This is a genomic window from Bradyrhizobium sp., assembly GCF_030646015.1.
GTDB lineage: Bacteria > Pseudomonadota > Alphaproteobacteria > Rhizobiales > Xanthobacteraceae > Bradyrhizobium.
In genome coordinates this window covers 1-23,527 of record NZ_JAUSLT010000117.1, presented here as the reverse complement: position 1 = coordinate 23,527, position 23,527 = coordinate 1, and the positions used below count along the sequence as shown (strand labels likewise).

Sequence of the window (23,527 nt, the reverse complement as noted above, 5' to 3'; positions counted from 1 at the left end):
GTTCATGCAATCGCATCCAAATCGAGATCCGCGAGCAGGACAGGGTACGCGCCATGATCGACCTCTATTACTGGACCACGCCGAACGGCCACAAGATCACGATGTTTCTCGAAGAGACCGGGCTGAAATACAAGGTCATCCCCGTCAACATCGGCAAGGGCGAACAGTTCAAGCCGGAATTTCTGGCGATCGCGCCGAACAACCGCATCCCCGCGATGGTCGATCACGAGCCGAAGGGCGGGGGCAAGCCGATCTCGATCTTCGAATCCGGCGCGATGCTGCTCTATCTCGCCGAGAAGACCGGAAAATTCCTTCCCGCCGACCTCTACGGACGCTACGACGCGATCCAGTGGACGTTCTGGCAGATGGGCGGGCTCGGACCGATGGCCGGGCAGAACCACCACTTTCGAAACTACGCCGTGGAAAAAATCAAATACGCCATCGACCGCTATGTGAACGAGACCAACCGGCTCTATGGCGTGCTCAACAAGCGGCTGTCCGATCGCGAATTTATTGCCGGCGAATACTCGATCGCCGACATGGCGAGCTATCCCTGGGTGGTCGGTTACAAGAACCAGGGTCAGGAAATCGACGACTTCCCGCATCTGAAGCGCTGGCTCGAAACCATCCGCGAGCGGCCGGCCACGGTGCGCGCCTACGCCATGGCCAAGGAGATCAATCCGAATTTCGGCCAGCCGGTGAACCGCACCGAGGAAGAGCGCAGGATCTTGTTCGGCCAGACCGCGGCGGTGGTGCGGTAGCTCCGCAATCCCCGTAGCCCGGATGGAGCCCAATGGCCGGCGCGAAAGCGGCGGCCAATGGGCGCAATCCGGGGAGGTCGTTACACCGGCCCCGGATTACGCGATCGCCACGGCGCTCTCGCGCCGGCCGATCGCTCCATCCGGGCTACGGAGCTCCTCGCAATGACGACGTAGCCTATCGTCACCGCCCGCCGTAAACCGGCGGCCGGCGCGCGATCCAGGCGGCGAGGCCTTCGCCGAGGTCGTGGCTCGGCGCCACGCGGGCGAATTGCTCGCTCTCGACCTGCAGCCCCTCGGCAATGCCCATGTTCAAGCCACGCGTGACGGCGGTGATGATGCCGCCGACCGCCAGCGGTGAGTGGCGGATGATGCGTGCGGCGAGATCGTGCGCGGCCGGCAGCAGCTCGTCATGGGGCACCACTTTGTTAACCAGCCCGATTTCCAGCGCCCGCGACGGCGCGAACGGCTCGCCGGTGAGCAGCAATTCGAGCGCGCGCTTTCGACCCGCCAGCCGCGGCAGCCGCTGGGTGCCACCGAAGGTCGGCGGCATGCCCAATGCGATCTCCGGCTTGGCGAAGCGCGCCCGGTCGCTGGCGATGGCCAGGTGCACGGCCTCGGTGATCTCGCAGCCGCCGCCGAACGCGATGCCGTTGATCGCGGCGATCACGGGCTTCCTGAAGGCTTCGAGCCGTGCGGTCATGGCCTGGCCGCGCCGGACGAAGTCGCGGACCGCCGTATCGGTGCCGCGGCGAACGCTCGAGGAAAATTCATGGATGTCGGCCCCGGCGGAAAAGGCACGATCGCCGGCGCCGGTCAGAATGACCGCGCGCACACCGGCATCGCCCTCGATGCGGTCCAGCAGCGCCATCAGGCGGTCGATCAATTCGTAATTCAATGCGTTGAGCTTGTCAGGCCGGTTCAGCGTGACAAGGGCGATCCCGTCACTGACGTCGAGCAGCACTACCTCGGACATGTTCCGTCTCCCCAAAATCCATGGGCTCACCCTATGGGCCCTGGGTCGTTGAGTATATTCACTGGACGGTATACATGGGGGCATGGCACGGCCTGTTACCGATACACGTGAACGCATCATCGCCGCGGCGAGCAAGCTGTTTTACAGCGACGGCATCCGGGGCGTCAGCGTCGACGCGGTGGCGGCCAGGGCCGGGCTCACCAAGCGTACGCTCTATTATCACTTCCGGAGCAAGGACGACCTCGTGGCGGCCTATCTGGCCGCCCGCGATCAACCCAATCTCGCGCTGTTTCAGCGCTGGTTCGCCGAGACCGAAGGCGGATTGCCGGACAAGGTCGAGGGCATCTTTCGCAACCTCGCCCGCTCGGCGCGGCATCCGAAATGGAAGGGCTGCGGTTTCCTGCGCACGTCCGCCGAACTCGCCAACATGCCCGGCCATCCCGCGATCAAGATCGGCGCCGCGCACAAGAAGAAATTCGAAAACTGGCTGCGCGTGACCTTCGAGGCCGCAGGGATCGGCGAGGGATCACGGCTGGCCCGGCAGATCCTGCTGCTGCTGGACGGATCATTCGCCGTCGTGCTGCTGCATCGCGATCCCTCCTATATGGAGACGGCCGGCGAAGCCGCCCGTTCCCTGACGGAGCTGGCGTTGGCTGACGCCGTCAGCCCTTTGGAAACCCCACCGTCTGCGACAGCAGCACCTGATGGTCGTGGCCGAGGCCCAGCGCGTTGGCGATCGCCTCGCGGTCGATCCAGGCGCGGATGACGGTAGCAAGCCCGTTGCCGGCGGCGAACAGATAGACGTTTTGCGAGATCGCGCCGGCCGCGGCGGACGCAAAACTCTCGCGGCTCGCGACCGGCACCAGCATCATGCGGCCGTGGTCGGCGACGTAGACGAGGTCGAGCGGCGCCTCGTCGACGAAGTCCTGATAGCCGGTCACGCGCCGCAGATCGCTGCCCGCGACCAGCTGCAGTTCGTTCGCGGCGGCGTCGTAGAGATAGGCGCCGGAGGGCAGTGCGACATAGATGTCGATCTCCTGCGCATGCATCGCCGAAGGCGCCGTGCGTCCGCCATCCGGGCGGTTGACGCCGTTGGCGGCCCACAACAGGCTGGAGAGCATCGGCAGCGGCAATTCCTTGCGGGCGAACTCCCGTTCCGATCGCCGCTTCGCAATCGCCTCCATCAGCGGCATGCCGCCGGCCTTGTCGGGAGCGGGCAGCGCGATCTTCGGCACGGCGTCGCCTTGCGCCGGCTTGGGACGCAACCGCCCCATCGCGCCGAGCGCCAGCTTTGTCAGGGTATTCATCGTCACGGTCTCCTGTCACGCGTCGTCGGTTCGGAGGCTTGCGCCGGGGCATCGGAGTCCAGATTGGCCTCGATCAGCGCAGCATTGCCCTCGTTGATCATGGCTATCGCGCCAGCGGCGTCGGCTGCCCGCGCCTCGAACAACGCGCATTCCTCGACCTCGCCATCGATCATCATTCGCTGGGCGGTCCTGAAGCGAGCAAGCGCGGCGTCGCCCGAGGCGAACACCTTGAAATCGAAATCCTCATTGGGCCGTTTGAGACGGACCACGAACATGCTGACCTCCAGCGCGCGTCAAAAAGTAAATTAAACGCGGAATAGAGCAGGGGCGGCTTGTTCTAGATCAAGACTGACCGGGCGCGGCGAGCCGCCACAGCCGGACCTCATCCTGAGGAGCCGCGCATCTTTGCGCGGCGTCTCGAAGGATGGCACCAGGCGGCGTGCCAGATGGTTCGAGACGCGCGCCGGACAGCGCAAGGGCGCTGCCGGACGCGCTCCTCACCATGAGGGAGTTGGAAGTGCCGCTCCGGGCGCCGGCCGGGCTACCGGCTCGCAACCACCTGCGCCGCCTTGCGCAGACAATCCCGGCACAGGCAATCGCCGCCATCGACCGGCATCGGCAGCCGCACGGTTTCCTCGCTGCACCAGCACGGCCCTGACAGGCTGCACGAAAATTCCGTGCCGCAGCCGGCGCAGGCGAGGCGGCGCGAGGACGGGGCGGGGGTTTCCGGCCGGTTTGTCATCTACGCCTTCGTCATCCCGTCGATCTCCGCGATTTCTTCCGCGCTCAGCTTCCAGCCGATCGCCTTGACGTTCTGCTCGACCTGCTCGACGCGGGTGGCGCCGGCGATCACGCTCGATACCTGCGGCCGCGACGCCAGCCAGGAGAACGCCAGTTCCAGCATGCTGTGGCCGCGCTTCTGCGCAAAAGCCTGCAGCTTCTCGACGATGTCCTCGTTGCGCGGTGTGACGTAGCGGTCGCGCAGCGCGGGCGCCTTGGCGAAGCGGGTGTCGGCGGGGGCGGCGGCGCCGCGCTGGTACTTGCCGGTCAACAGGCCGCTGGCCAGCGGGAAGAACGGCAACAGCCCGAGCCTGTATTCCTGCGCGGCCGGCAGCAGATCCTTCTCGATGTCGCGCATCACCAGGCTGTATTCGTCCTGGCACGACACGAAGCGGTTGAGGCCCAGCTGCCGCGCGATCAACTCGGCCTCGGCGATGCGCCAGGCCGGGAAATTCGAATTGCCGAGGTAGCGCACCTTGCCCTGCCGCACCAGGTCGTCGAGCGCCCGCAGGCTCTCCTCGATCGGCGTCAGCGGATCGTAATCGTGCTGCTGGTAGAGGTCGATGTAGTCGGTCTTCAGCCGCTTCAGGCTGGCCTCGACCGCGGACATGATGTAGCGCCGCGAAGCGCCCTGCTTGGTGCCGTCCTGGCTCATCGGCTTGGAATATTTGGTCGCGAGCACGATGTCCTTGCGGCGGTCGCCGAGCACTTCGCCCAGCACGGTCTCGGAGCCGCCCATGCCGGCATAGATGTCGGCGGTATCGAACAGCGTGATGCCGAGGTCGATCGCCTTGTGGATCACCTTGCGCGAGGTTTCGAGATCCGTGCGCTGGCCGAAATTGTTGCAGCCGAGGCCGACGGCGGAGACACGCAGGCCGGAGCCGCCGAGATTGCGAATGTGCATGGATCGATCCTGTGGAGTGCGCGAGGCGGGATCGCATTGTGGCCTGCGGGCACCGGGCCCGCAAGATGCGCCGATGCTGCGCCGCGAAGGGCCGCCGCGGTCATGCGCCGCACCGATTGTTCGGCATCGCGGGTGATCGCCTTGCGGTCCGCGCTGATATCGTAGGCGACAGCCTGGCCCCAGCTCACGGTGACGTCGACGGCGCCCGATGCCAGCACGGCCAGCAGATGCGGGATCAGCTCGGCGTCGCCGTACCACGCCACCCGCTGGCGCAGGCCGCGGCCCATCGGCACACCGCCGAGGCTGCGATAGGCCAGCGACATCGGCTGCACGGTGACGTGGCTATGCTGCGAGTTGCCGAGCGCGTGATGCACCGCGCCGACCAGCGAGGAGCGGAACGGCAGCACCCGGATGCCGTCGCCCGAGGTGCCCTCGGCAAACAGCACCACGGCGTCGCCGCCGAGCAAGCGACCGGCGATTTCCCGGCTCGCCGCGCCGGTCTGATGCCGGGCCTGCCGGTTGATGAAGATGGTTCGCTGCAATTGGGCCAGCCAGCCGAACACCGGCCAACCCGCCACCTCGCTTTTGGCGACGAACACCACCGGCGAAAGCGCCGAGATCACGCAGATGTCGAGCCAGGAGACATGGTTCGACAGGATCAGCGCGGGGCTATCCGCCGATCGCGTGCCGATTTCGCGAATCCGCACCCCGATCAGCGTGCAGAGAATGCGATGATACCAATGCGGGAGGGTGCGCTGCAGCCGCAGGCCGAGGGCGATGCCGGCGAGCTGAAACGGCAGCAGCATCAAAGTGAGGACGATGAAGGCCAGCAGGATGGAAATGGCGCGGATCATGAGGTCAGTTCGTTGAGTCGGGACCGGCGCGGCGATCACGCTGCGCGGGCATGCACAGCGCGACCGCTGACATCACAAAAAAAGCGGCCCCGGTCAGACGCGGCGACTGACGGGGACCGCTGGGGGCGCATGATCCGTGACGGGGGGCCCTGATCAGGCGCCCGCGCAACCTAGCCGGGCTTTGTTACGCCCCGGTGACATCAGGATTTATCCACAGGCCGGCGAAGGGGGCCCCGGGGAACGCCCATCAGAACACCTTGCGATAGACCACGATGCCGGTCTTCTCCGCCACCTTGTCGTAAAGCTGCATCGCGGTGTGGTTGGTGTTGTACGTGAACCAGTACACCCGCGGCGATCCGGCCAGTTTGGCCTGTTGGTAGACGCCGTTGATCAGCGCGCGGCCGACGCCCTTGCCGCGCGCGGCTTCGCTGGTGAAGAGATCCTGCAGGTAGATTGTCGGTTCGATGGCGGTGGTGCTGCGGTGAAACAGATAATGCACCAGCCCGAGCAATTCGCCGTCGCGTTCGGCGACGAGGGCGTGCACCGGCTCATAGGCATCGAAGAATCGCGCCCACGTCATCGCGGTGATGGCGGGATCGAGCGCGGTCGGTCCCGTCCGCTCGTAGAACGCGTTGTAGCCGTCCCACAAGGGAAGCCATCTTGCGTAGTCCTGTCGGGTGACAAAGCGAATCGAGACGTCGCCGGGCATGCTTGAGTCCGTGTTCGGGGAAGGAGCGGCGTCGTCGACGCGCGGGCTGATAAAGCCAGCCTACAGGCGCCACCGCAAGGGATCAATCGCGCGGCGAGACAGCGGGTGTTCCGGTGCACCTATTCCGCGGCGCGCAGGTGCCGGGCGAGGTCGCGGTCGCCGCCGCCGCCGCGCATCGAGCGGTAGTAGTCGGCGCCGGCGGGATCGTCGGTGTGGCGGACCAGGTCGGTCACCGGCGTATAGCTCAGCATGCGCCCGCCGTCCGGCAATGCGGTGCAGCTGAACCGCAGCACCTCTCCGTCCCTGAGCTTGATGTTGATCGGCGTCGAATCGCCCGACCGCATCATCTCGGTGCGCCCGGCGATGAAGTGGCTCAGTTCGTCCTCCGGCAGTTCGAAGGCGCCGGTATCGCGGCCGTGATACATCAGCGCGATGAAGGGCGGCCTGGAGTCGGCCTTTTCGTCGGGAAGCGAGAAATAATGGCGAAAAGCGCGGTTGATGAATTCGGCGCGGGTGTCGGCATCGAGCAGCACGATGCCGATGTCGACCTGGTCGAGCGCCGCCCTCAGCCGTTCCGCGGTGGCGTGATGCCGGCGCTGTGAGGCGAAGGCGTCGATCCATTTCTGGCGCAAATGGCCGGTGATGATTGCGGTGCCGGCCGCGGTGATCGCCAGCAGCAGCATGCGGGCCAGATCCGACATGTCGTAGCCGGGCAGGGCGCGGTGGTTGAGGAAGAACATCGCCGACGAGACCACGGCAATGACGGCGCTGGTCAGCCCGGAGGCGGTGCCGCTGAGCGAGGCCGCGAAAGCCACGATGCAGACGAACAGCGGCGCGGGATTGGGAACGGCAACCAGCGTGCGGTCGACCACGAAGGCGATCAACGCCGTCGCCGCTGTCAGAACCGGACCGGAAAGTGCGCGCCAGTCGAACTGCATGCTCGCTCTCGTTGCCACGAGGGATAACGGCCGCAGCATGACGCATGGTTGCAACAGCGGTGAAATTTCCCGCGCCATGCCTAAAAAGCGGTTGATCCGGCAGACGCGGATTTCCGAACGCTTGAATCAAATGGTATTCGATCGCCGGGGAACCGGCTTGGGACCTGGTGTATTGAGCCGCGGACATTTCGAAAGGATATTCATGCCCACCATTTCGCCGCAGATCTTGTCACCACAGGTCTTGCCGATCCTGATGCTGTTCGCCTCCAATGTCTTCATGACCTTTGCCTGGTACGGCCATCTCAAGTTCAAGGAGAGCTGGCTGCCGGCCGTCGTGCTGGTGAGCTGGGGCATCGCGTTTTTCGAATACTGGCTCGCGGTGCCGGCCAATCGCTGGGGCAGCGCGGTCTATTCGGCGGCAGAGCTGAAGACCATGCAGGAGGTGATCACGCTGATCGTGTTCGCCGGCTTCTCGGTGTTTTATCTGAAGGAGCCGCTGGGCTGGAACCACGGACTGGGTTTTGCCTTGATCGCGGCGGGCGCGTTTTTCATTTTTCACAAGTGGTGAGCTGCGTAGCTGCGTAGGGTGGGCAAAGCCAACGGTCGCGCGAATGCGCGGCCGTTGGCGTGCCCACCGTCTTTATTTGCGTAAGATGGTGGGCACGGCGCAAAGGGCGCCTTTGCCCACCCTACGAACTCACACCACGTCGCGCGCGCGCAAATCCGCGATCGCCTCGGCGCCGTAGCCGAGCGAGGCCAGCACCTCGTCGGTGTGGGCGCTGAGTTCGGGCGCCATGGTATCGAGCCGGCCGCCGCCATGGGCGAGCTTGAAACCGCTGCCGGCGAAGCGCAGCCGGCCATACGGCGTATCGATCTCCTGAATGGCGCCGCGCGCCGCGATCTGCGGGTGATCGATCACCTCCTCGATCTTCCAGATGCTGGCACAGGGCGCGCCCGCCGCCTCCAGGATCTTCTCCCACTCGCGCGGAGTCTTTTTCGCAAGCGCCTGTTCGATGATGGCGCGCAGCGCCGGCTCGTTTTCCTGCCGCGCGAACCAGTCGGCGAAGCGCGGGTCATCCAGCGCGTCGGCACGGCCGAGCGCGGTCATCAGCGCGCGGTATTGCTTCTCGCTGTTGACCGCGAGCAGCAGGTAGCCATCGCCCGCCTTGAACAGATTGGCGGTCGACCGGCGGCTGACGGCCTGGTTGCCGGAGAGCTGCTGACGATGGCCGGCGACGGTGTAGTCCGCCACCTGTCCCGACAGGAACGCCAGCGATGCCTCCAGCATGGAGACGTCGACCAGCTGGCCCTTGCCGGTATGGGTGCGCTGGAACAGCGCGCTGGAGATGCCGAACGCGGCGGTCGCCCCTGACAGCACGTCGCAAACGGCAAAACCGGCGCGCGTTGGTCCGGTTTCCTCGTGGCCGGTGATCGCCATGATGCCTGACAGCGCCTGGATCTTGCCGTCATAGCCGGCGCCCGACCGTTCCGGGCCGGTCTGGCCGAAGCCCGAGACGGCGCAATAGATCAGTTTCGGATTGATCTGCGAGAGTGCAGCGTAGCCGATGCCGAGCCGGTCCATCACCCCGGGACGAAAATTCTCCATCACCACGTCGGCCAGGCCCGCGAGCTGTTTGACGATGGCGATCGCCTCCGGCTTCGACAGGTCGAGCGTCAGGCTGCGCTTGTTGCCGTTGATCGCCTGCCAGCCCGGGGCGAGGCCGCGATCGGCCCATTCGCGGCTGAGCGGGGTACGGCGCATGTCCTCGCCTTCGCGGCGCTCCACCTTGATGACGTCGGCGCCGAGCAGCGCCAGCTGGTAGCTGGCATAGGGGCCGGCCAGCACCTGCGTGAAGTCGAGAATCTTCACGCCTTCGAACGGTCGGGTCATGGTGGGTGTTCTCCCTGTTCTTCTTCCTTCCCTCTCCCCTTGTGGGAGAGGGTGGCTCGAATGCGCGTAGCGCATTCGAGACGGGTGAGGGGTTGGCTCAACGAACAGACTGCCCGCGGATAGAGACCCCTCATCCGGCGCTTCGCGCCACCTTCTCCCACAAGGGGAGAAGGGAAGGGCCCCCCGATCACGCCGCCCGGTTGCCGCGCGCGATTTCTTTTTGCTTGTCGAATTCGGCGCGACGCCGCGCCAGTTCTTCCGGGCTCATCTGCGCGATGTTGTTGTAGTCGAGCTTCCACGAGGCATCCGCGCTCCAGCGCAGCGGCGACTGCACCGTGGTGCGGGCGACGAAGGCCGTCTCCAGCAAGCGGAACGCCAGTTCCAGCGTCTCTGCCTGCGAGGCCACGTCGTGCGGCCGGCCGGCGGAGTTGCCGAGCGGAAAATCGGAGAACAGGAAGCGCGGCACCGCCGCGTGCTCGACGATGTCCTTGGCGCAACCCATCACCACGGTCGAAATGCCATTGGCTTCGAGGTGGCGGGCCACCAGCGCTGATGTCTGGTGGCAGACCGGGCAGTTCGGCACCAGCACGGCGACATCGACCTGGTCGGCGAGGCAGTGGGCGAGGATTTCAGGCGCATCGACCTCGATGGTGACCCGGTGGCTGCGGTTGGTCGGCGCGCCGAAGAAGCGCGGCGCGACCTCGCCGATCCGGCCTGCGGCCTTGGCCTGCAGCAGCTGCGGCAGCGGAAACCACGTGCCGCTGTCGGTCGCCGACGTGTGCTTGCGGTCGTAGCCGATATGCGAGATGCGCAAATCGTGCGGCTGCGAGGTGTCGCCGTCATAGACCTGGTAGAATTTGGCGCCGCCGTTGTAGGCCGCACCGGGGCCCTGGTCGCCCTTGGCGGGATCATAGGGGGCGGCGGTGGTAATGATGGTGACGCGCGACTGCGCCAGCGGCTTCTTCAGCGGCTGGAACGGCGCCTCGACATGGTGCGCCCAGCGATAGGGCGTGGTGTAGCCGATCGCGGTGTAGTAGTCGCGGGTCCGCTGCATGTAGGGGATCGGGGAATCATAATCGGGCGCAAAGCCAAGTTGGTCATCGAGCGAGCCCGGCATGGTTTGGTCCTTCCGTGTTTCCGCCGTTAGATTATCAATCGACCTTCGGCCAGACTAGAGATAGCCCGGCTCCGGTCAAGAAGTGATCTTTAGAGTCCGCGAAGGAGAATGGGATGCGAGCCGATTTCGAGACCATCACTGTGGCCCGCCATGACGATCACATCCTGCTCGTCACGCTGAACCGGCCGGCGGCGTCCAACGCGCTCAATACTCGGATGGGCCTCGATCTCGTGGAAGTGTTCGAAACATTCTCGGTCGACCTCGCTGGCCTGCGCGCCGTTGTGATCACCGGCAGCGGCGACAAGGCGTTTTGCGCCGGCGGCGACCTCAAGGAGCGCAACGGCATGACCGACGCAGAATGGCAGTCGCAGCATTTGATCTTCGAGCGAATGGCGCGGGCGCTGATGGCATGTTCGGTCCCGCTGATCGCGGCCGTCAATGGGGCGGCTTATGGCGGCGGCTGCGAGATCGCGGCGGCGTCGGATTTCGTCTATGCCGCCAGCCATGCGCGTTTTGCCCTGACCGAGGTGACGCTCGGCATCATGCCGGGTGCCGGCGGCACCCAGAACCTCGCCCGCGCCGTCGGCGAGCGGCGCGCCAAGGAACTGATCCTGTCGGGGCTGCCCTTTAGCGCTGCAGAGGCGGAAGCATGGGGGCTGGTCAATCGCGTGGTCGAACCCGCCGGCCTGCTGGAAGCCACGATGACGACAGCCCGACGCATCGCTGCCAACGGGCCGATCGCGGTGAGGCAAGCCAAGCAGGCGATTCATCGTGGCCTGCAGATGTCAGTGTCGGACGGCATGGCCTTCGAGATCGAGGCCTACAATCGCCTGGTCCCCACCGCCGATCGCCGCGAAGGCGTGCTGGCGTTCAACGAAAAGCGCAAGCCGGTGTTTCGGGGGGAGTGAGGCCGCATTTCTCCCGCATTGCCTGAATCGAGGAATAAGCCCCGTCCGGGAACAAGTGGCAACGTCCGGAATTAAAGGGCTGGTGCAGCGATGCACACAAGCACCTTGCGGCCTCAGCATGTGTTCCCCCGAGATGCTGAGGCCGTCCTTGCTCTGCTGGAGAGGTCACGACGGCGAATGGATGGCTCTGAAGTTCAGGTGAGATTTGACGTTCCAGCTGTCGTCCGCAAATGGCCCTCGTTGAAAAACGCCCGTCTGACCGACGGCGCAGGTCCGTACCTGGTTTTCGAGGGTTCGCTGGATGAATGCATTCGCGAATTCATGGCCAGACCTGAATCCGTTCGTCATCTCTATGAAATCCAGGCCGCGCCGCAGGCCCCACTGATAACCGACACATTATCGGCCGACCACGTCGCCGAGCTGGCACGCCTGCGTGAGTTTCTCTGAAGTTGAGTCCGTCGATGCCAGGTAAACCACCCCGAGATCGCGATCGCGATATGGATGCCGAAGCCGATGCTGATGACGCTCTTGATGCCGCCCGATCAATGACGCCTGGCCAGGACAAGGCCGAGGCCTTGAAAAAGGCGGGCCTCCTGCGCAGAGCCGCCGACGCCGGCAGAGTTTCCTTCGCCAGGCGTGGAAGACCATCTAAGTAAGGCCGCTGCTGAACGAAAGTTGTCCGAAACGATTTGTGACGCGATCCGGAGCATCGAGTATGGACGATTCAAGGAGCAGGGCTGTGCAGGACCGGTCGAAGATCTACATGCACGAGCCTGATCAGGTTCAGTACTGGACCAGGCATCTGAACATATCGAATGAGCAGCTTCAGAAGGCAGTGGACAGGGTCGGCAACGCCGCTGCGGCAGTGAAAAAAGAGTTGGGCCTTACCTAAAGCCCTGGCGCCATTCGCTAGCGAATAACGAGAGATGTCGCCCTACGGGGCGACGTCGGGGCTGCAAAATTCCAGCCGATCAAGGTTTCGTCTGTGTTTATCAGTCGCCTACCGGACGGATCACTCCTCCGAATTCACGAATGAGCTCGCATTCTCCTCTCCCCAATCCTGATCGCGATCGCTCTCTTCGTGTGGCGACACAGCGGAACGATTCACTCATCAATCGATTTCATATTCCCGCAACGTCTGCGCGGTTCGGGAAGAAACGGCATCTCGTTTACAGTCGCCGGAACAATCCGGAACAGGGAAAGTTACGAACACCTACTCACATGGAGAAAAAAATGAAGCGTCTATTCTTCACGGTTGCGACGGCCGCCTTGCTCGTCGCCGGATCGGCTGCCGCGCAACAGCCGGCGCAATCCGGTCCGAACAACAATGCCGTCAATAGCCCGGGTCAGAACAATTCGAATGCGCCGGTCGCCGGCCGAAACAGCTTCACGGAAGGCCAGGCCAAGTCGAAAATCGAGGAGGCTGGTTACTCCAACGTCACTGAGCTGAAGAAAGATGACAACGGGGTTTGGCGAGGCAAAGCCAAGAAGGGCAGTGCATCTGCCAGCGTAAGCGTCGATTTCCAAGGCAACGTGAACCCCGTAAAGTAAGGACATTGAAAATGACCGTTACAATCTCTCGGCTCTACGACACCTATCCCGATGCCGAACGTGCCGTAAGGGCGCTGGAAGCAGCCGGCGTGCCTCATTCGGAGATCAGCATCGTCGCCAACAATTCGGACAACTGGTACAGCGCCGACAAGAAGGTGGACCGCGATCGCGACGGCGTCGATGACCGCGCTGAAGGAGCGGGGACCGGCGCTGGCATCGGTGCTGGCCTCGGCGGTGCCGCCGGTTTGCTGGCCGGGCTTGGCCTGCTGGCCATTCCCGGACTCGGACCGGTTGTCGCGGCGGGCTGGCTCGCATCGACCGCGCTCGGAGCTGCCGCGGGCGCCGCGACCGGTGGAATTGTCGGCGCGCTGACCGAGGCCGGCGTGTCGAAGGATGACGCCGCAATGTATGCCGAAGGCGTGCGGCGTGGCGGAGCCTTGGTTACTGCCCGCGTCGCCGATGCCGACCGCGCTCGTCTTGAGGCGGTCCTTGGGCAATCGGCAGTCAACCTTCAAGACAGAAGCGCTGCCTGGCAGAAGTCTGGATGGAAGACATTCGATCCGGCGAGCAAGCCATACGGCGCCGACGACGTCCGCAAGGAACGTCAGCTATATGGCGCCGGTATGCGCTAAATGAAGTAATCGCCGGGGCAGTCCCCGGCGGTTTTCATATGGTGAAGGCGCCGCGCCCACGTTGCACGGCAGGGCGTCCTCATTTCGCCGACGGCGACACCCGCAAAATCCGTCCGGCCGAACTATCGGTCAGCAGCCACAACGCGCCATCCGGACCCTGCCGGACGTCGCGGATGCGTTCGTTGAGGTTGGGGAGCAGGCGTTCTTCTGAGGTCACGGTGTGGCCGTTGAGCTGCAGCCGCACCAGCATCTTGCCCGCCAGCGCGCCGGTGAACAGGCTGCCGGTCCATTTCGGAAACAGTTTTGCGGAATAGAACGCCAGGCCGGACGGGGCGATCGACGGCACCCAGTATTTTAATGGCTGCTCCATGCCGTCCTTGGCGGCGGCCTCATGGATCTTGGCGCCGCTGTAATCGATGCCGTAGCCGATCACCGGCCAGCCGTAGTTCTTGCCCTTGCCGACGAGGTTGATCTCGTCGCCGCCGCGCGGGCCGTGCTCGCTTTCCCAGAGATCGCCGGTTAAGGGATCGATCGCGAGGCCCTGCTCGTTGCGGTGGCCAAAACTCCAGATTTCCGGCTTGGCGCCGTTGCGGCCGACGAACGGGTTGTCGGCCGGCGCCGTGCCGTCGGGCGCGATCCGGATCAGCTTGCCGATATGGTTGCCGAGATTCTGCGCCTCGTCGCGGGCGCTGAAATGATCGCCCAGCGTGACGAACAAATTGCCGTCACCGGCTTGCGCGATGCGGCAGCCATAATGATTGCCCGACGACAGCGGTCCCTCCTGCCGGAAGATGACTTTTGTCTCGTCGAGCCGGCCGCTGCCGTCGTTCAGTCTGGCGCGCGCCACCGCGGTACGGCCGCCGCCGGCGCTGCGCTCGGCGTAGCAGAAGTAAATGGTCTTGCTCTGCGCGAAATTCTTGTCGGTGATGACGTCGAGCAATCCGCCCTGGCCGGAGGCCCACACCTCGGGCACGCCCTTCAGCGGCGGCGAAACCTGGCCTTCCGGCGTAACGATGCGCATGCGGCCGGCGCGCTCGGTCACCAGCATGCGGCCGTCGGTAAGGAACGCCAGCGCCCATGGATTGACCAGGCCGCTGGCGACGGTCTGGACGTCGAGTTGCCCCGCCGACGACGCAAACGAGGTGTTTTCGCCGCGGGTGGAGGTGACGATCAGGAACGTCGCCGTCAATACGATCGCAACCGTCAACGACGCCGTCACAAGGACCATTGGAGTCTTAGTCGCGTTCATGATGGCCCGATCGCGATGACATTATCGCTGGCAGTTGCGGTGCTGGAAAGCGTGCGGCCTGCACCAGGGATTTTGAGCGCTACGCCGGAATGGGCATCGCTGTGGCGACTTCGATCGACAGCACCGTGAGGGCGACGATCAGGCACAGCGACAGCCCGCCGATCGCCAGCCGGCCGGCGACGACGTGGGTCAGTCTGGTCAAAACGACGGGCGCGGAACGGACGTGATGGTCCGTAGCGCCGGACGACCGGATCATGGTCGAAATCCCTGAATAAGCGGGCGAACGAATCGCCCAACACCTTGGAATCTCGCAATAATCGCTGGCAACATTGCGGCGGTTCCGCCTCCGAACATGGCAAAATAACGGCGAAAGGCCGGGTTATGCCCGCTATTCGCGCCCTATCACGCCTCGGCGGCGATGCCGGGGGCGTCGACCTCGGCCTGGGAGGCGCCGGGTTGCCAGTCCATCGGCACGAAACCGCTGGTCTGCTCGACCCTGCGCAGCCAGGTGCGGATGGCGGGGAAGGTCGCGAGGTCGAAGTCGCAGCGGTCGGCGACATGGGTGTAGCCGTACATCGCGATATCGGCGACGGTCAGCTGCCCCGCCGCAAAATACTCATGGGTCTTGAGGTGGTTTTCCATCACCTGCAGCGCGGCATAGCCGCGCTCCATCCAGTCTTCCAGCGCGTGGGTCTGCAGGTCGCGGCCGCCCTTGACCAGCGCCAGCCAGAAATAGGCCGCACCGATGTTCGGCTCCAGCGCGTGCTGTTCGAAGAACATCCACTGCAGGGCCTCGGCGCGTTCGATCCGTGATTCCGGCGCCAGCGGGGTGCCGCCGGCGACATACCAGAGGATGGCGTTGGATTCGGCGAGATAGCGTCCTTCAGCGACTTCCAGCAGCGGCACCTGCCCTGAGGGATTCTTCGCGAGAAACTCCGGCGTGCGGCTCTCGCCGCGCAGGATGTCGACTTCGATGGCGCGATAGGGCGCATTCAACAGCGCCAGCGCAAGGCGGACCTTGTAGCTGTTGCCGGAGCGCTGCATCGAATAGAGCTTGTACATCTTCAAATCAGTTCGATCGGAGAAACGCGGCCATGAGGCCGTCGTGCGAGGCTTTGCTTTCAAGGTGTTGGCCTTCACGGCTTTGCCTTGTCGCGCCGCAACGCGGCTAAACAATGATGCCGTTGCGGTTGTGTCGCAAGGCCCGCGCAGTGGAAAAAGTCGAAAACCTCTATTGCACTGCAACCGCGCCAAAAATCCTGCCAGCACGCGTTAACAATTCAGATCACGCCTGCGCCATCTTGTCGGCGTTCGCGTTCGGCGACCGCGCGCCGCATGGTGCAAGCGAAAGTCAGCAGCAACACGATCAGGCCAAGCGGTATCCCGCTGACTCCGGCGACGCCGCGCGACAGCAGCGGAACCAGCCACGCCGCGGCCAGCAGGCTGATTTCGAACGGTGCGAAGCCGCGGCGGAGTCCATGGCGCGCGAGCCAGGCGATCGCGACCGCAAGCACCGCCAGGTCGTAATCGAGCACGTAGGGTGTCGCGAGCAGGCTGCCGCTCGCCAGCGCCGAAGCCTTCAGGTCGAAGGCGGCATCGCTCCGCCACAACCACGCCAGACATGCCGCGAGCATGACCGCCAGCGCGATCTGCGCGGCATAGGCCAGCGGCACGCCGGCGCCCCACATCCGCGCCGCCGAAAATATCGATTGGATCTTCTCCCAGCCGGTGCCGCCCTGTTCGAGCACCACGGTTTGCGTAAAATTCATGGAATCCGCGAAGGCGTGCCAGACGCCGCCGCCGAGCGTGGCAAAACTGACGGCGACCAGCGCCGCCACCGTGGCCGCAGCAGCCGCGATGGTGCTCCACCGTCCGCCCGCCAGCAGCGCCACCGGGATCAACACGCCGAATTGCGGTTTGTAGGCGAGGCAGCCGATCAGCACGCCCGCGAGCCAGGGCCTCCGATCGAGCAGGTGCAGCGCGCCGCCGAGCAATGCTGCGGTGAGAAATCCGTTCTGGCCGTGGCCGATATTGACGACTACGGCGGGGAAGGCTGCCGCGATCAGCCAGGTTTCCGGGCGCGGCAGGATCGCGCGCATCACCGCCAGATAGGCGGCGAAGCTCGCCGCCAGCCAGATCGCCAGGCCGAAAGCATAGGGAACCGCGGCGACCAGAACCGCGACCGCGAAGAAGAACGGCGGGTAGTGCCAGCCATAAAACGGCACCTCGCGGCCGCCGAACACGGCCTTTTCGGCGGCGTGCTGCAGGGCAGGCACATAGGCGTCCGCGGGCCGGCCCTGCCAGGTCAGGGTGCCCGCGGCATAGACGTTGGAAAAGTCGGTGCCGAGTGGCTTGCCGTTGCGGTCGATCAGGCCGTCCGACAGCGCGATCCAGCCCGATATCGCCACGGCGCAGACGCCGAGCAGGATCAGGCTGTAGCCGCGCGCGCGCGCGGCAGTGAGCCAACCGCCGGAGCGCAACCCTTGCCAGACGCTTTGCCAGAAATGAGTCATTTTGCCGCAGAAATTGTATGAATATTGCGCTGTTCTAGCCGGGCCGTTTTAACGTTCCCTAAAGTTTGGCCGCATCGGCCCAAGCTTCTTGCGATGCGGCGTAACGCGCTTTAGGGTGCCTCGATCCCAACAAGACGAGTCGTGGATCGGTGTGACCTCACCCGTGGATTCACCACGCCTGCAAGGAGACGATGATGCCTTTCCTGTCCGCTGCGCTTGACCGTGTGAAGCCGTCCGCGACGATCGCGGTCACGGATAAAGCACGCGCGCTGAAAGCGGCCGGCCGCAACGTCATCGGCCTTGGCGCCGGCGAGCCCGACTTCGACACGCCCGCCAACATCAAGCTGGCGGCGATCCACGCCATCGAGGCCGGCAAGACCAAATATACCGACGTCGGCGGCATTCCCGAGCTGAAGGCGGCGATCATCGCCAAGTTTCAGCGCGAGAACGGCCTGACCTACAAGCCGAACCAGATCATCGTCGGCACCGGCGGCAAGCAGGTGCTCTACAACGCCCTGATGGCCACCATCAATCCGGGCGACGAGGTCATCATTCCCGCGCCCTATTGGGTGAGCTATCCGGAAATGGTGGCGCTGGCCGGCGGCGAATCCGTGCCAGTGATCTGCACCGCCGCCGACGGTTTCAAACTGAAGCCCGAGGCGCTGGAGAAGGCGATCACGCCGAAGACCAAGTGGATCATCCTGTGCTCGCCGTCGAACCCGACCGGCGCGGCCTATACGCGCGCCGAATTGAAGGCGATCACCGACGTATTGGTGAAGCATCCGCATGTCTGGGTGATGACCGACGACATGTACGAGCACCTGGTCTACGACGATTTCGTCTTTACCACGCCGGCGCAGGTCGAACCGAAACTGTATGACCGCACGCTGACGGTGAACGGCGTTTCAAAAGCCTATTGCATGACCGGCTGGCGCATCGGCTATGCCGGCGGGCCCGCCGAACTCATCAAGGCGATGCAGACCATCCAGTCGCAGTCGACCTCGAACCCGTGTTCGATCTCGCAATGGGCCTCGGTCGAGGCGCTCAACGGTCCGCAGGATTTCATCCCCTTGAACAACAAGGTGTTCAAGGAGCGGCGCGACCTCGCGGTGTCGATGCTGAACCAGGCCAAGGGCATCGACTGCCCGCGGCCGGAAGGCGCGTTCTACGTCTATCCGTCCTGCGCCGGCACCATCGGCAAGACCTCGCCGTCCGGCAAGGTGATCGCCAATGACGAGGATTTTGTCACGGAGCTGCTGGAAACCGAAGGCGTCGCGGTGGTGCAGGGTTCGGCGTTCGGGCTCGGCCCGGCGTTCCGGATTTCCTATGCGACCAAGACGTCGGACCTTGAAGAGGCCTGCAAACGTATCCAGCGTTTCTGTGGCAATTTGAGATAGTCAAATCACTTCGCCGTCGAAGTCGTGACGGTTTGATGTCAGCGTTTGGGAAGCGCCTTGTTTCGGACAAGGCGCTTTCTTCTTTTGGACAAGCCATTTTCTTCTCGTAGCTCCGCAAACACCCTCAGCGGAGATCAGATTTATGCGAGTTTCAACCATCGCCCTTGCCGTCGCCGCGCTCGGCGCCTCGATCGCAAGCGTTCATGCGGCGCCGCAGGTGCGCGCCGGCCTGCTGCAATGCCAGGGCGGCCAGAATGTCGGCTTCGTGGTCGGCTCGGTCACCTCATTCCAGTGCGTATTCCAGAGCGACGGCCGCCGTCCCGAACCCTATCTCGCCACCGTGCGCCGCTACGGCGTCGATCTCGGCTTCACCGACCAGACCCGGCTGGTCTGGGCGGTGAACGCGCCCTCGAGGCGGGTGGGACGCGGCGACCTCGCCGGCAATTACGGCGGCGTCGGCGCCAACGCCTCGGTCGGCGTCGGCTTCGGCGGCAATTTCCTGGTCGGCGGCCCGGAAAATCCCTACGCGCTGCAGCCGATCAGCGTGCAGGGCCAGACCGGTCTGAACGTCGCGGCGGGGATTGCCGACATCGAGCTGGCGCCGGTCCGGTTCGGGCGTGGCGGCACGCCCCGTCATCACCGGCATCACAAGCATCGCCGTCACGGCTGACGCCCGAGAACGACAAGAGTTCAACGAGAGGCCCGCGAAAGCGGGCCTCTTTTTTTGGGCGCTTGCGCTGGCGCAATAGAGGGGAGCGCAAATCTGGCACGCTTAGTTGCATTATGTCATAGAGAACCACGCGCCAGGGCAGCGGCGCGCGCCTTCCCTGCTCGCATCACATCTTTCAGCCGGAGATTTCCCCATGTCCCGTTCCACCCTCCTTGCCGGCCTCGCCGCGACCGTGCTGGTCGCGACTTCCGCCGCAGCCCAGGCGATGCAGCGCGTGCAGGTCGGAATCCTCGAATGCCGCGGCGGCGCCAGCGTCGGCTTCATCGTGGGCTCGGTGACCAATCTCGGCTGCGTGCTGCGCGTCGACGGCCTGCCGGAAGACCGCTATGTCGCCACCATCCGCAAAGTGGGGCTCGATCTCGGCATCACCCAGGAATCGGCGCTGGCCTGGGGCGTGTTCGCGCCGGTGGCGCGGCTCGGTCCCGGCGACCTCGCCGGCAATTACGCCGGCGTGCAGGGCAGCGCCACGCTCGGCGTCGGCGCCGGCGGCAATTTGCTGGTCGGCGGCTCCAACAACACCATCGCGCTGCAGCCGCTCAGCCTGCAGGGCCAGGTCGGCATCAGCGTCGCCGCCGGACTGGAAAGCCTGGAACTTCGCCCGGGGAGGTGAGGGCGTCTCTCGATGTCGTAGGGCGGGTTCTCTTTAACCCGCCGCTCCACCGCGAGATGGCGGGTTAAAGAGAACCCGCCCTACCTGTTCTCTCCGCGCAGCGTCCCGCGCGTTCGCCACACCTGCAGGTCCACCATCACCTTGATGGTCGCGCCAAGGACCAGCGCGCAAAGCGCCGCCTTCGACACTGTCTCCATCGTCCCCTCGATGAGGATGGCATGGACCACACTCCCTGCGACGATGACGATCGCAAGCGGCATATGGACGATGCGCCACGTTCGCGCTCGCAGGCCCAGGCGCCGGCGCAGTGCAGCTATGATCGCGACGGCGAAGATGGCCCACATGGCGATCACACCAAAGGGAGAGAACGGCGTCGGCGATGAGAAGGTGAGGGCGTCGATCATGTCAGGCGGACTGGTGAACCAGAGACCCCCGACGTGGAGCACCACCGCCACCACCAGCGCGCCTCCGATCCAGTGATGGGCACGCCGTCCACGATACGCCGACAGTCCCGGCAAGTATCCGCCAATCAGCAAGGGCTGAACCAGCACAAGACCCAGTGCGATAATCCCTGCGAACCCGGCCAGGATGTAGACCGCATCGCGCCATGCGAGCAGCGGGCTCAAGGCTGCGGCCGCGATCGGCACGCCAATGGCTGCCGCCAGGGCGACCCAGATCAGGGCCGTCCGGGCCGATCTCCATTGCTGCGTTGGCAATTCGGTCAGACCGGCTGAAGCACGAAGTGCGCCTCCAGGCTGGTCTCCTTGGCGCTGCGCATCACCGGCCGCAGAAAGACGGCTTTGAACTCACCGCTGTCATAGGCGAGGTGGCCATGCGGCTGGCCGAACACGGGAATGATCTGCGGCATCTCGAGACGGAACACCCCGTTCTTGTCGGTGAGCGTGGCGCCATGGCTCTGCGGTTCGTGCTCCTGTCCTTCGGTCGTGTGCGCCCAGATCTGGATGCGCTGCCCGGCCAGCGGCGCCCCGTCGCCCGCGCGGCGCACGGTGCCGGTCATCCAGAAGCCACCCTTGCCGATCCGGTCCACGATCGCTGCGCCCTCGCGGTAGTTGTTGGTGCCGCCCCGCATCGAAGGCGTCGGCGCGAGGCCTTCCGCGCGGGCGGGCAACAGCAGCCCGGAAACCCCTGACGCCAGCACGGCGCCGCCGGCGGCGAGCAGGGTGCGGCGGTTGAATACGATGGTGGTCATGCAGGTTCCCTTGGACGGTCGTGCAATTGCTCCGCCGAGAATACAACAAGCGCCGCCGAAGCGCGCGACAGCGCGCATAACAGTGTTGTGAACGCGTGTGGCGATCGCCGTAGGGCGGATTCCCTTTAATCCGCCATCTCGTGGGGATCGGCGGGTTAAAGTGAACCCGCCCTACAGCCGGGGAATCCAGCCCGGACGGCTCAACATATATTCGACCATTCGCGGGGGAATGCTCAGGGAGCTCGCGATCTCGCGTTCATCCCCAGGCAATCCCGCGAGGATCGAGGCTTCGCGCTTGCTTCGGACCTTGGAAAGCCACTCCGGATCGACCACCACGGCGCGTCCCACCGCGACCAGATCGGCGCCCAGTTCGATCGCCCCCTCGGCATCCCCGCATGTCCTGATCCCGCCGCTGGCCATCACCGCGCTGCGGCCCGCGATGACGCGGGCCAGTTCCGTGACGGGATTTTTCGCCGGGGTATCGCTGTGCTCGACCGAACCATCATAGACGCGGGTCTCTCGCTGCGGCCGGCTCTTGCGGTAATCGTCGAGCGAAACCGAGATGTAGTCGAGGCCGAGCCTGGCCAGTTCGTCACACAGCAGCTTGGCGTCCTCCAGCGTATAGCCGTCCGCCTCGGCCTCGAACGGCGTCACGCGATACCCCGCGATCAGCTTCGGGCCGAGCGCGTCGCGCACGGCCGCTGCGACCGCGAGCGGAAAGTTCATGCGCTTCGCAAGCGTGCCGCCCCAATGATCGTCGCGATGATTGGCCCGGGGCGAGAAGAACTGGTGCACCGCGTAGTGGTTGGCGCCGTGGATCTCGACGCCGTCGAAACCGGCTTTGCGGGCGAGCGCGGCGGCCTTTCGAAAGCTGCCAACCAGGCTTTCGACCTCGCCCGACGTCATCGCCCTCGGCGTCCTGGCGCCGGGACGCAACGATGCGACCGCCGACGGCGCCCGCATGGTTTGCTCGCCGATCAATTCGGGCTTTGCGATGCGGCCGCCGTCATAGATCTGCAGGATCGCAAGGCCTCCCGCGACGCGCATCGCCTCGGCGAGCCGCTGCAGGCTGGGCAGGTGGCCGTCATGCGCCGCGCCTATTCCCTGCCAGGAGCGCCCGTCGTCTTCCACGTAAGCGGCGGAAGAAATCGTGGCGCCGAATCCGTTCGCCGCGCGCCGCCGGACGAATTCGAGTTCGTCTTCCGCGGCCGTCCCGTCGTCATGGGAAGCATCGGTCGTCATCGGCGCAATCGCAAACCGGTTCGCCATCTCGCGTCCGCAGTTGAACCTGAAAGGAGACCACACGACCATCGATCGAACCTCGGTTATTTCTTGCTTCTCCCCTCCTCCCGCTGCGTCCGCCGAAGCCGTTTGGCGAAGGCGGGCGAAGCGGTGGGGAGGGGGAAGAGCATCGCCAAGCGATGCGACAAACCTGTCTGGCCTGTCGTCCTAGTGAAAAATCCGTCCGGAGTCGATGACGACGGTCTGGCCGGTCATGGTCTCGGTGCGGCACATCGCGACCACCATGTCGGCGCAGTCGTCCTTGTCGGCCGGCTTTTTCAGGATCGAGGAGGAAGCGGCGCGCTCGACATGCTCGGCGCGCAGATTGGCGGTCGCGCGGGTGCCGTCCAGCAGGCCCGGCGCCACGCAGTTGACCAGCGTCTCCGGCGCCAGCGCCACCGCCATGCAGCGCGTCAGGTGGATCAGCCCCGCCTTCGACACCGCAAAGGCGATCGAGGAGCCGGTCGGGCTCAGCCCCGCCACCGAGGCGATGTTGACGATGCGGCCTTGCCCCTGCGCCTTCATGACCGGGGCCACCGCCTTGATCAGGCGCATCGGCCCGGTCAGGTTGATCGCCATGATCTTCTCCCACACCTCCGGCGTCAGGGCGTCGAGATCGCCGAACGGGATCGCGATATTGTAGGCGGCGTCATTGACCAGCACGTCGAGCCGGCCGAAGGCCTTGATTACCTCGCCGACCAGCCGCTCCACATCGGCGCCGTCTGATATGTCGCAGCCGAACGCCCGGGCGTTGACTTGATACTGCGACGCCAGTTCGCCGGCGACGCCCTCCGCCTGCTCGCGGCTGCGCGCATACACGACCGCGACATGCGCGCCCTCCCGCGCCAGCGCGTGGCAGATCCGCTGCCCCAGCCCGCCATTGCCGCCCGTCACCAGTGCGACGGTGCCCGAAAGGTCCATCGATTCGTTCCTTTGATGTGAATGCGCTGTCGCATCGCCATCACCATGTCTGCTCATCTTCAAAGAGCAGTCAAGGGAACGTCGAGTTTGTCAAATCCATTCTGTCGAACGACTGCGGCGCGCGCCTACGAAGCTGACGAATGTCTATTTGTGAGGACAAAGCGGACGCTGCGGCAGCGCCCGTCGATGTCGGAAGTTGACCCGCAACGGACATTTGCCTGTGCACCAGTTAAAGCAGCGGCTCCAAAACGCCGCTGCTTCCGATTTGCCTAACTCGGCTGGAATTCCAAT

The 23,527-nt window shown here is 64.9% G+C and carries 29 protein-coding genes; 11 read left to right on the top strand and 18 right to left on the bottom strand.

The window, feature by feature from the left end; all coding sequences use genetic code 11:
• The first annotated feature begins 53 nt into the window (after positions 1-53).
• Positions 54-761 (top strand): glutathione binding-like protein, encoded by a 708-nt coding sequence (locus Q7T45_RS18485; protein WP_304872509.1) that lies wholly within the window; start codon positions 54-56, stop codon positions 759-761.
• A gap of 181 nt (positions 762-942) precedes the next feature.
• Here the strand turns inward: Q7T45_RS18485 and Q7T45_RS18480 are convergent, their stop codons facing one another.
• Positions 943-1,734: a crotonase/enoyl-CoA hydratase family protein gene (locus Q7T45_RS18480; RefSeq protein ID WP_304872508.1), complete on the bottom strand. Its 792-nt coding sequence runs from the start codon at positions 1,732-1,734 to the stop codon at positions 943-945.
• 82 nt (positions 1,735-1,816) lie between these two features.
• Here Q7T45_RS18480 and Q7T45_RS18475 point away from each other — a divergent pair, with 82 nt between their 5' ends.
• The gene (locus tag Q7T45_RS18475; RefSeq protein ID WP_304872507.1) at positions 1,817-2,500 is read left to right on the top strand and encodes a TetR/AcrR family transcriptional regulator; all 684 of its coding nucleotides are present in this window, start codon (positions 1,817-1,819) and stop codon (positions 2,498-2,500) included.
• On the opposite strand, the gene Q7T45_RS18470 is transcribed toward Q7T45_RS18475, so the two are convergent.
• From Q7T45_RS18470 to Q7T45_RS18440, 7 genes are all read right to left on the bottom strand, one after another.
• The gene (locus Q7T45_RS18470) at positions 2,397-3,041 is read right to left on the bottom strand and encodes a SagB/ThcOx family dehydrogenase (protein ID WP_304872506.1); all 645 of its coding nucleotides are present in this window, start codon (positions 3,039-3,041) and stop codon (positions 2,397-2,399) included. The genes Q7T45_RS18475 and Q7T45_RS18470 overlap by 104 nt on opposite strands.
• A 2-nt stretch (positions 3,042-3,043) precedes the next feature.
• Positions 3,044-3,316: a hypothetical protein gene (locus tag Q7T45_RS18465; RefSeq protein ID WP_304872504.1), complete on the bottom strand. Its 273-nt coding sequence runs from the start codon at positions 3,314-3,316 to the stop codon at positions 3,044-3,046.
• A 266-nt stretch (positions 3,317-3,582) separates the two neighbouring features.
• The gene (locus Q7T45_RS18460) at positions 3,583-3,783 is read right to left on the bottom strand and encodes a hypothetical protein (protein ID WP_304872502.1); all 201 of its coding nucleotides are present in this window, start codon (positions 3,781-3,783) and stop codon (positions 3,583-3,585) included.
• Positions 3,784-4,725 carry an aldo/keto reductase gene (locus Q7T45_RS18455; protein ID WP_304872501.1) on the bottom strand — a complete coding sequence of 314 codons (942 nt, stop codon included), beginning with the start codon at positions 4,723-4,725 and terminating at the stop codon, positions 3,784-3,786.
• Positions 4,620-5,579, bottom strand: coding sequence for a 1-acyl-sn-glycerol-3-phosphate acyltransferase (locus Q7T45_RS18450; protein ID WP_304872499.1), 960 nt, complete (start codon positions 5,577-5,579; stop codon positions 4,620-4,622). The genes Q7T45_RS18455 and Q7T45_RS18450 overlap by 106 nt, the downstream gene beginning before the upstream one ends.
• A 247-nt stretch (positions 5,580-5,826) precedes the next feature.
• Positions 5,827-6,288, bottom strand: coding sequence for a GNAT family N-acetyltransferase (locus tag Q7T45_RS18445; RefSeq protein WP_304872497.1), 462 nt, complete (start codon positions 6,286-6,288; stop codon positions 5,827-5,829).
• Positions 6,289-6,407: 119 nt separating this feature from the next.
• A complete protein-coding gene (locus Q7T45_RS18440) occupies positions 6,408-7,226 on the bottom strand; it encodes a PAS-domain containing protein (protein WP_304872495.1) in 819 nt (272 codons plus the stop codon).
• 202 nt (positions 7,227-7,428) lie between these two features.
• On the opposite strand from Q7T45_RS18440, the gene Q7T45_RS18435 reads away from it, so the two are divergent.
• Positions 7,429-7,794 carry a DMT family protein gene (locus Q7T45_RS18435; protein ID WP_304872493.1) on the top strand — a complete coding sequence of 122 codons (366 nt, stop codon included), beginning with the start codon at positions 7,429-7,431 and terminating at the stop codon, positions 7,792-7,794.
• A 129-nt stretch (positions 7,795-7,923) separates the two neighbouring features.
• Here Q7T45_RS18435 and Q7T45_RS18430 read toward each other — a convergent pair whose 3' ends face one another.
• Together Q7T45_RS18430 and Q7T45_RS18425 are read right to left on the bottom strand one after the other, a co-directional pair.
• The gene (locus tag Q7T45_RS18430; protein ID WP_304872492.1) at positions 7,924-9,117 is read right to left on the bottom strand and encodes a CaiB/BaiF CoA-transferase family protein; all 1,194 of its coding nucleotides are present in this window, start codon (positions 9,115-9,117) and stop codon (positions 7,924-7,926) included.
• 187 nt (positions 9,118-9,304) lie between these two features.
• Complete coding sequence (locus tag Q7T45_RS18425) at positions 9,305-10,234, bottom strand: glycine reductase (protein WP_304872490.1); 930 nt, start codon at positions 10,232-10,234, stop codon at positions 9,305-9,307.
• A 113-nt stretch (positions 10,235-10,347) separates the two neighbouring features.
• On the opposite strand from Q7T45_RS18425, the gene Q7T45_RS18420 reads away from it, so the two are divergent.
• The 5 genes from Q7T45_RS18420 (at position 10,348) to Q7T45_RS18400 (ending at position 13,325) form a co-directional block, all read left to right on the top strand.
• Entirely contained in the window at positions 10,348-11,142 is a 795-nt protein-coding gene (locus Q7T45_RS18420) for an enoyl-CoA hydratase/isomerase family protein (RefSeq protein WP_304872489.1), read from the top strand.
• Positions 11,143-11,319: 177 nt separating this feature from the next.
• Positions 11,320-11,589 carry a hypothetical protein gene (locus tag Q7T45_RS18415; protein ID WP_304872487.1) on the top strand — a complete coding sequence of 90 codons (270 nt, stop codon included), beginning with the start codon at positions 11,320-11,322 and terminating at the stop codon, positions 11,587-11,589.
• 268 nt (positions 11,590-11,857) lie between these two features.
• Positions 11,858-12,034, top strand: coding sequence for a DUF3606 domain-containing protein (locus tag Q7T45_RS18410; RefSeq protein ID WP_304872485.1), 177 nt, complete (start codon positions 11,858-11,860; stop codon positions 12,032-12,034).
• 341 nt (positions 12,035-12,375) lie between these two features.
• Positions 12,376-12,693, top strand: coding sequence for a hypothetical protein (locus tag Q7T45_RS18405; protein ID WP_304872483.1), 318 nt, complete (start codon positions 12,376-12,378; stop codon positions 12,691-12,693).
• A gap of 11 nt (positions 12,694-12,704) precedes the next feature.
• Positions 12,705-13,325, top strand: a complete 621-nt coding sequence (locus tag Q7T45_RS18400) for a hypothetical protein (protein ID WP_304872482.1) — start codon at positions 12,705-12,707, stop codon at positions 13,323-13,325.
• 79 nt (positions 13,326-13,404) lie between these two features.
• On the opposite strand, the gene Q7T45_RS18395 is transcribed toward Q7T45_RS18400, so the two are convergent.
• The 4 genes from Q7T45_RS18395 to Q7T45_RS18380 all read right to left on the bottom strand — a co-directional run bounded on the left by Q7T45_RS18395 (position 13,405) and on the right by Q7T45_RS18380 (position 17,087).
• A complete protein-coding gene (locus tag Q7T45_RS18395) occupies positions 13,405-14,553 on the bottom strand; it encodes a PQQ-dependent sugar dehydrogenase (protein ID WP_304872480.1) in 1,149 nt (382 codons plus the stop codon).
• A gap of 100 nt (positions 14,554-14,653) precedes the next feature.
• Entirely contained in the window at positions 14,654-14,830 is a 177-nt protein-coding gene (locus Q7T45_RS18390; RefSeq protein ID WP_304872479.1) for a hypothetical protein, read from the bottom strand.
• A gap of 146 nt (positions 14,831-14,976) precedes the next feature.
• Positions 14,977-15,636, bottom strand: a complete 660-nt coding sequence (locus tag Q7T45_RS18385) for a glutathione S-transferase family protein (protein WP_304872478.1) — start codon at positions 15,634-15,636, stop codon at positions 14,977-14,979.
• A gap of 218 nt (positions 15,637-15,854) precedes the next feature.
• Complete coding sequence (locus tag Q7T45_RS18380; protein WP_304872477.1) at positions 15,855-17,087, bottom strand: glycosyltransferase family 87 protein; 1,233 nt, start codon at positions 17,085-17,087, stop codon at positions 15,855-15,857.
• 194 nt (positions 17,088-17,281) lie between these two features.
• On the opposite strand from Q7T45_RS18380, the gene Q7T45_RS18375 reads away from it, so the two are divergent.
• The 3 genes from Q7T45_RS18375 (at position 17,282) to Q7T45_RS18365 (ending at position 19,824) form a co-directional block, all read left to right on the top strand.
• A complete protein-coding gene (locus Q7T45_RS18375; RefSeq protein WP_304872476.1) occupies positions 17,282-18,484 on the top strand; it encodes a pyridoxal phosphate-dependent aminotransferase in 1,203 nt (400 codons plus the stop codon).
• A 142-nt stretch (positions 18,485-18,626) separates the two neighbouring features.
• Positions 18,627-19,154: a DUF992 domain-containing protein gene (locus Q7T45_RS18370; protein ID WP_304872474.1), complete on the top strand. Its 528-nt coding sequence runs from the start codon at positions 18,627-18,629 to the stop codon at positions 19,152-19,154.
• 193 nt (positions 19,155-19,347) lie between these two features.
• Positions 19,348-19,824, top strand: coding sequence for a DUF992 domain-containing protein (locus Q7T45_RS18365; RefSeq protein ID WP_304872473.1), 477 nt, complete (start codon positions 19,348-19,350; stop codon positions 19,822-19,824).
• An 80-nt stretch (positions 19,825-19,904) separates the two neighbouring features.
• Here the strand turns inward: Q7T45_RS18365 and Q7T45_RS18360 are convergent, their stop codons facing one another.
• From Q7T45_RS18360 to Q7T45_RS18345, 4 genes are all read right to left on the bottom strand, one after another.
• On the bottom strand, positions 19,905-20,471 hold the full coding sequence (locus tag Q7T45_RS18360) for a ferric reductase-like transmembrane domain-containing protein (RefSeq protein WP_304872472.1): 567 nt from the start codon (positions 20,469-20,471) through the stop codon (positions 19,905-19,907).
• Positions 20,472-20,545: 74 nt separating this feature from the next.
• Positions 20,546-21,034, bottom strand: a complete 489-nt coding sequence (locus Q7T45_RS18355) for a Twin-arginine translocation pathway signal (protein WP_304872470.1) — start codon at positions 21,032-21,034, stop codon at positions 20,546-20,548.
• A gap of 171 nt (positions 21,035-21,205) precedes the next feature.
• Positions 21,206-22,345, bottom strand: a complete 1,140-nt coding sequence (locus Q7T45_RS18350; protein ID WP_370691312.1) for a hypothetical protein — start codon at positions 22,343-22,345, stop codon at positions 21,206-21,208.
• Between the two features lie 138 nt (positions 22,346-22,483).
• Positions 22,484-23,236, bottom strand: a complete 753-nt coding sequence (locus tag Q7T45_RS18345; protein ID WP_304872467.1) for an SDR family NAD(P)-dependent oxidoreductase — start codon at positions 23,234-23,236, stop codon at positions 22,484-22,486.
• Positions 23,237-23,527: the final 291 nt, after the last annotated feature.

What these genes read in the sequence shown, in the direction of transcription:
- Q7T45_RS18485 (WP_304872509.1), top strand. Translation starts at nt 54, where the DNA reads ATGATCGACCTCTATTACTGGACCACGCCGAACGGCCACAAGATCACG.
- Q7T45_RS18480 (WP_304872508.1), bottom strand. Translation starts at nt 1,734, where the DNA reads ATGTCCGAGGTAGTGCTGCTCGACGTCAGTGACGGGATCGCCCTTGTC.
- Q7T45_RS18475 (WP_304872507.1), top strand. Translation starts at nt 1,817, where the DNA reads ATGGCACGGCCTGTTACCGATACACGTGAACGCATCATCGCCGCGGCG.
- Q7T45_RS18470 (WP_304872506.1), bottom strand. Translation starts at nt 3,041, where the DNA reads ATGAATACCCTGACAAAGCTGGCGCTCGGCGCGATGGGGCGGTTGCGT.
- Q7T45_RS18465 (WP_304872504.1), bottom strand. Translation starts at nt 3,316, where the DNA reads ATGTTCGTGGTCCGTCTCAAACGGCCCAATGAGGATTTCGATTTCAAG.
- Q7T45_RS18460 (WP_304872502.1), bottom strand. Translation starts at nt 3,783, where the DNA reads ATGACAAACCGGCCGGAAACCCCCGCCCCGTCCTCGCGCCGCCTCGCC.
- Q7T45_RS18455 (WP_304872501.1), bottom strand. Translation starts at nt 4,725, where the DNA reads ATGCACATTCGCAATCTCGGCGGCTCCGGCCTGCGTGTCTCCGCCGTC.
- Q7T45_RS18450 (WP_304872499.1), bottom strand. Translation starts at nt 5,579, where the DNA reads ATGATCCGCGCCATTTCCATCCTGCTGGCCTTCATCGTCCTCACTTTG.
- Q7T45_RS18445 (WP_304872497.1), bottom strand. Translation starts at nt 6,288, where the DNA reads ATGCCCGGCGACGTCTCGATTCGCTTTGTCACCCGACAGGACTACGCA.
- Q7T45_RS18440 (WP_304872495.1), bottom strand. Translation starts at nt 7,226, where the DNA reads ATGCAGTTCGACTGGCGCGCACTTTCCGGTCCGGTTCTGACAGCGGCG.
- Q7T45_RS18435 (WP_304872493.1), top strand. Translation starts at nt 7,429, where the DNA reads ATGCCCACCATTTCGCCGCAGATCTTGTCACCACAGGTCTTGCCGATC.
- Q7T45_RS18430 (WP_304872492.1), bottom strand. Translation starts at nt 9,117, where the DNA reads ATGACCCGACCGTTCGAAGGCGTGAAGATTCTCGACTTCACGCAGGTG.
- Q7T45_RS18425 (WP_304872490.1), bottom strand. Translation starts at nt 10,234, where the DNA reads ATGCCGGGCTCGCTCGATGACCAACTTGGCTTTGCGCCCGATTATGAT.
- Q7T45_RS18420 (WP_304872489.1), top strand. Translation starts at nt 10,348, where the DNA reads ATGCGAGCCGATTTCGAGACCATCACTGTGGCCCGCCATGACGATCAC.
- Q7T45_RS18415 (WP_304872487.1), top strand. Translation starts at nt 11,320, where the DNA reads ATGGATGGCTCTGAAGTTCAGGTGAGATTTGACGTTCCAGCTGTCGTC.
- Q7T45_RS18410 (WP_304872485.1), top strand. Translation starts at nt 11,858, where the DNA reads ATGGACGATTCAAGGAGCAGGGCTGTGCAGGACCGGTCGAAGATCTAC.
- Q7T45_RS18405 (WP_304872483.1), top strand. Translation starts at nt 12,376, where the DNA reads ATGAAGCGTCTATTCTTCACGGTTGCGACGGCCGCCTTGCTCGTCGCC.
- Q7T45_RS18400 (WP_304872482.1), top strand. Translation starts at nt 12,705, where the DNA reads ATGACCGTTACAATCTCTCGGCTCTACGACACCTATCCCGATGCCGAA.
- Q7T45_RS18395 (WP_304872480.1), bottom strand. Translation starts at nt 14,553, where the DNA reads ATGGTCCTTGTGACGGCGTCGTTGACGGTTGCGATCGTATTGACGGCG.
- Q7T45_RS18390 (WP_304872479.1), bottom strand. Translation starts at nt 14,830, where the DNA reads ATGATCCGGTCGTCCGGCGCTACGGACCATCACGTCCGTTCCGCGCCC.
- Q7T45_RS18385 (WP_304872478.1), bottom strand. Translation starts at nt 15,636, where the DNA reads ATGTACAAGCTCTATTCGATGCAGCGCTCCGGCAACAGCTACAAGGTC.
- Q7T45_RS18380 (WP_304872477.1), bottom strand. Translation starts at nt 17,087, where the DNA reads ATGACTCATTTCTGGCAAAGCGTCTGGCAAGGGTTGCGCTCCGGCGGT.
- Q7T45_RS18375 (WP_304872476.1), top strand. Translation starts at nt 17,282, where the DNA reads ATGCCTTTCCTGTCCGCTGCGCTTGACCGTGTGAAGCCGTCCGCGACG.
- Q7T45_RS18370 (WP_304872474.1), top strand. Translation starts at nt 18,627, where the DNA reads ATGCGAGTTTCAACCATCGCCCTTGCCGTCGCCGCGCTCGGCGCCTCG.
- Q7T45_RS18365 (WP_304872473.1), top strand. Translation starts at nt 19,348, where the DNA reads ATGTCCCGTTCCACCCTCCTTGCCGGCCTCGCCGCGACCGTGCTGGTC.
- Q7T45_RS18355 (WP_304872470.1), bottom strand. Translation starts at nt 21,034, where the DNA reads ATGACCACCATCGTATTCAACCGCCGCACCCTGCTCGCCGCCGGCGGC.
- Q7T45_RS18350 (WP_370691312.1), bottom strand. Translation starts at nt 22,345, where the DNA reads ATGGTCGTGTGGTCTCCTTTCAGGTTCAACTGCGGACGCGAGATGGCG.
- Q7T45_RS18345 (WP_304872467.1), bottom strand. Translation starts at nt 23,236, where the DNA reads ATGGACCTTTCGGGCACCGTCGCACTGGTGACGGGCGGCAATGGCGGG.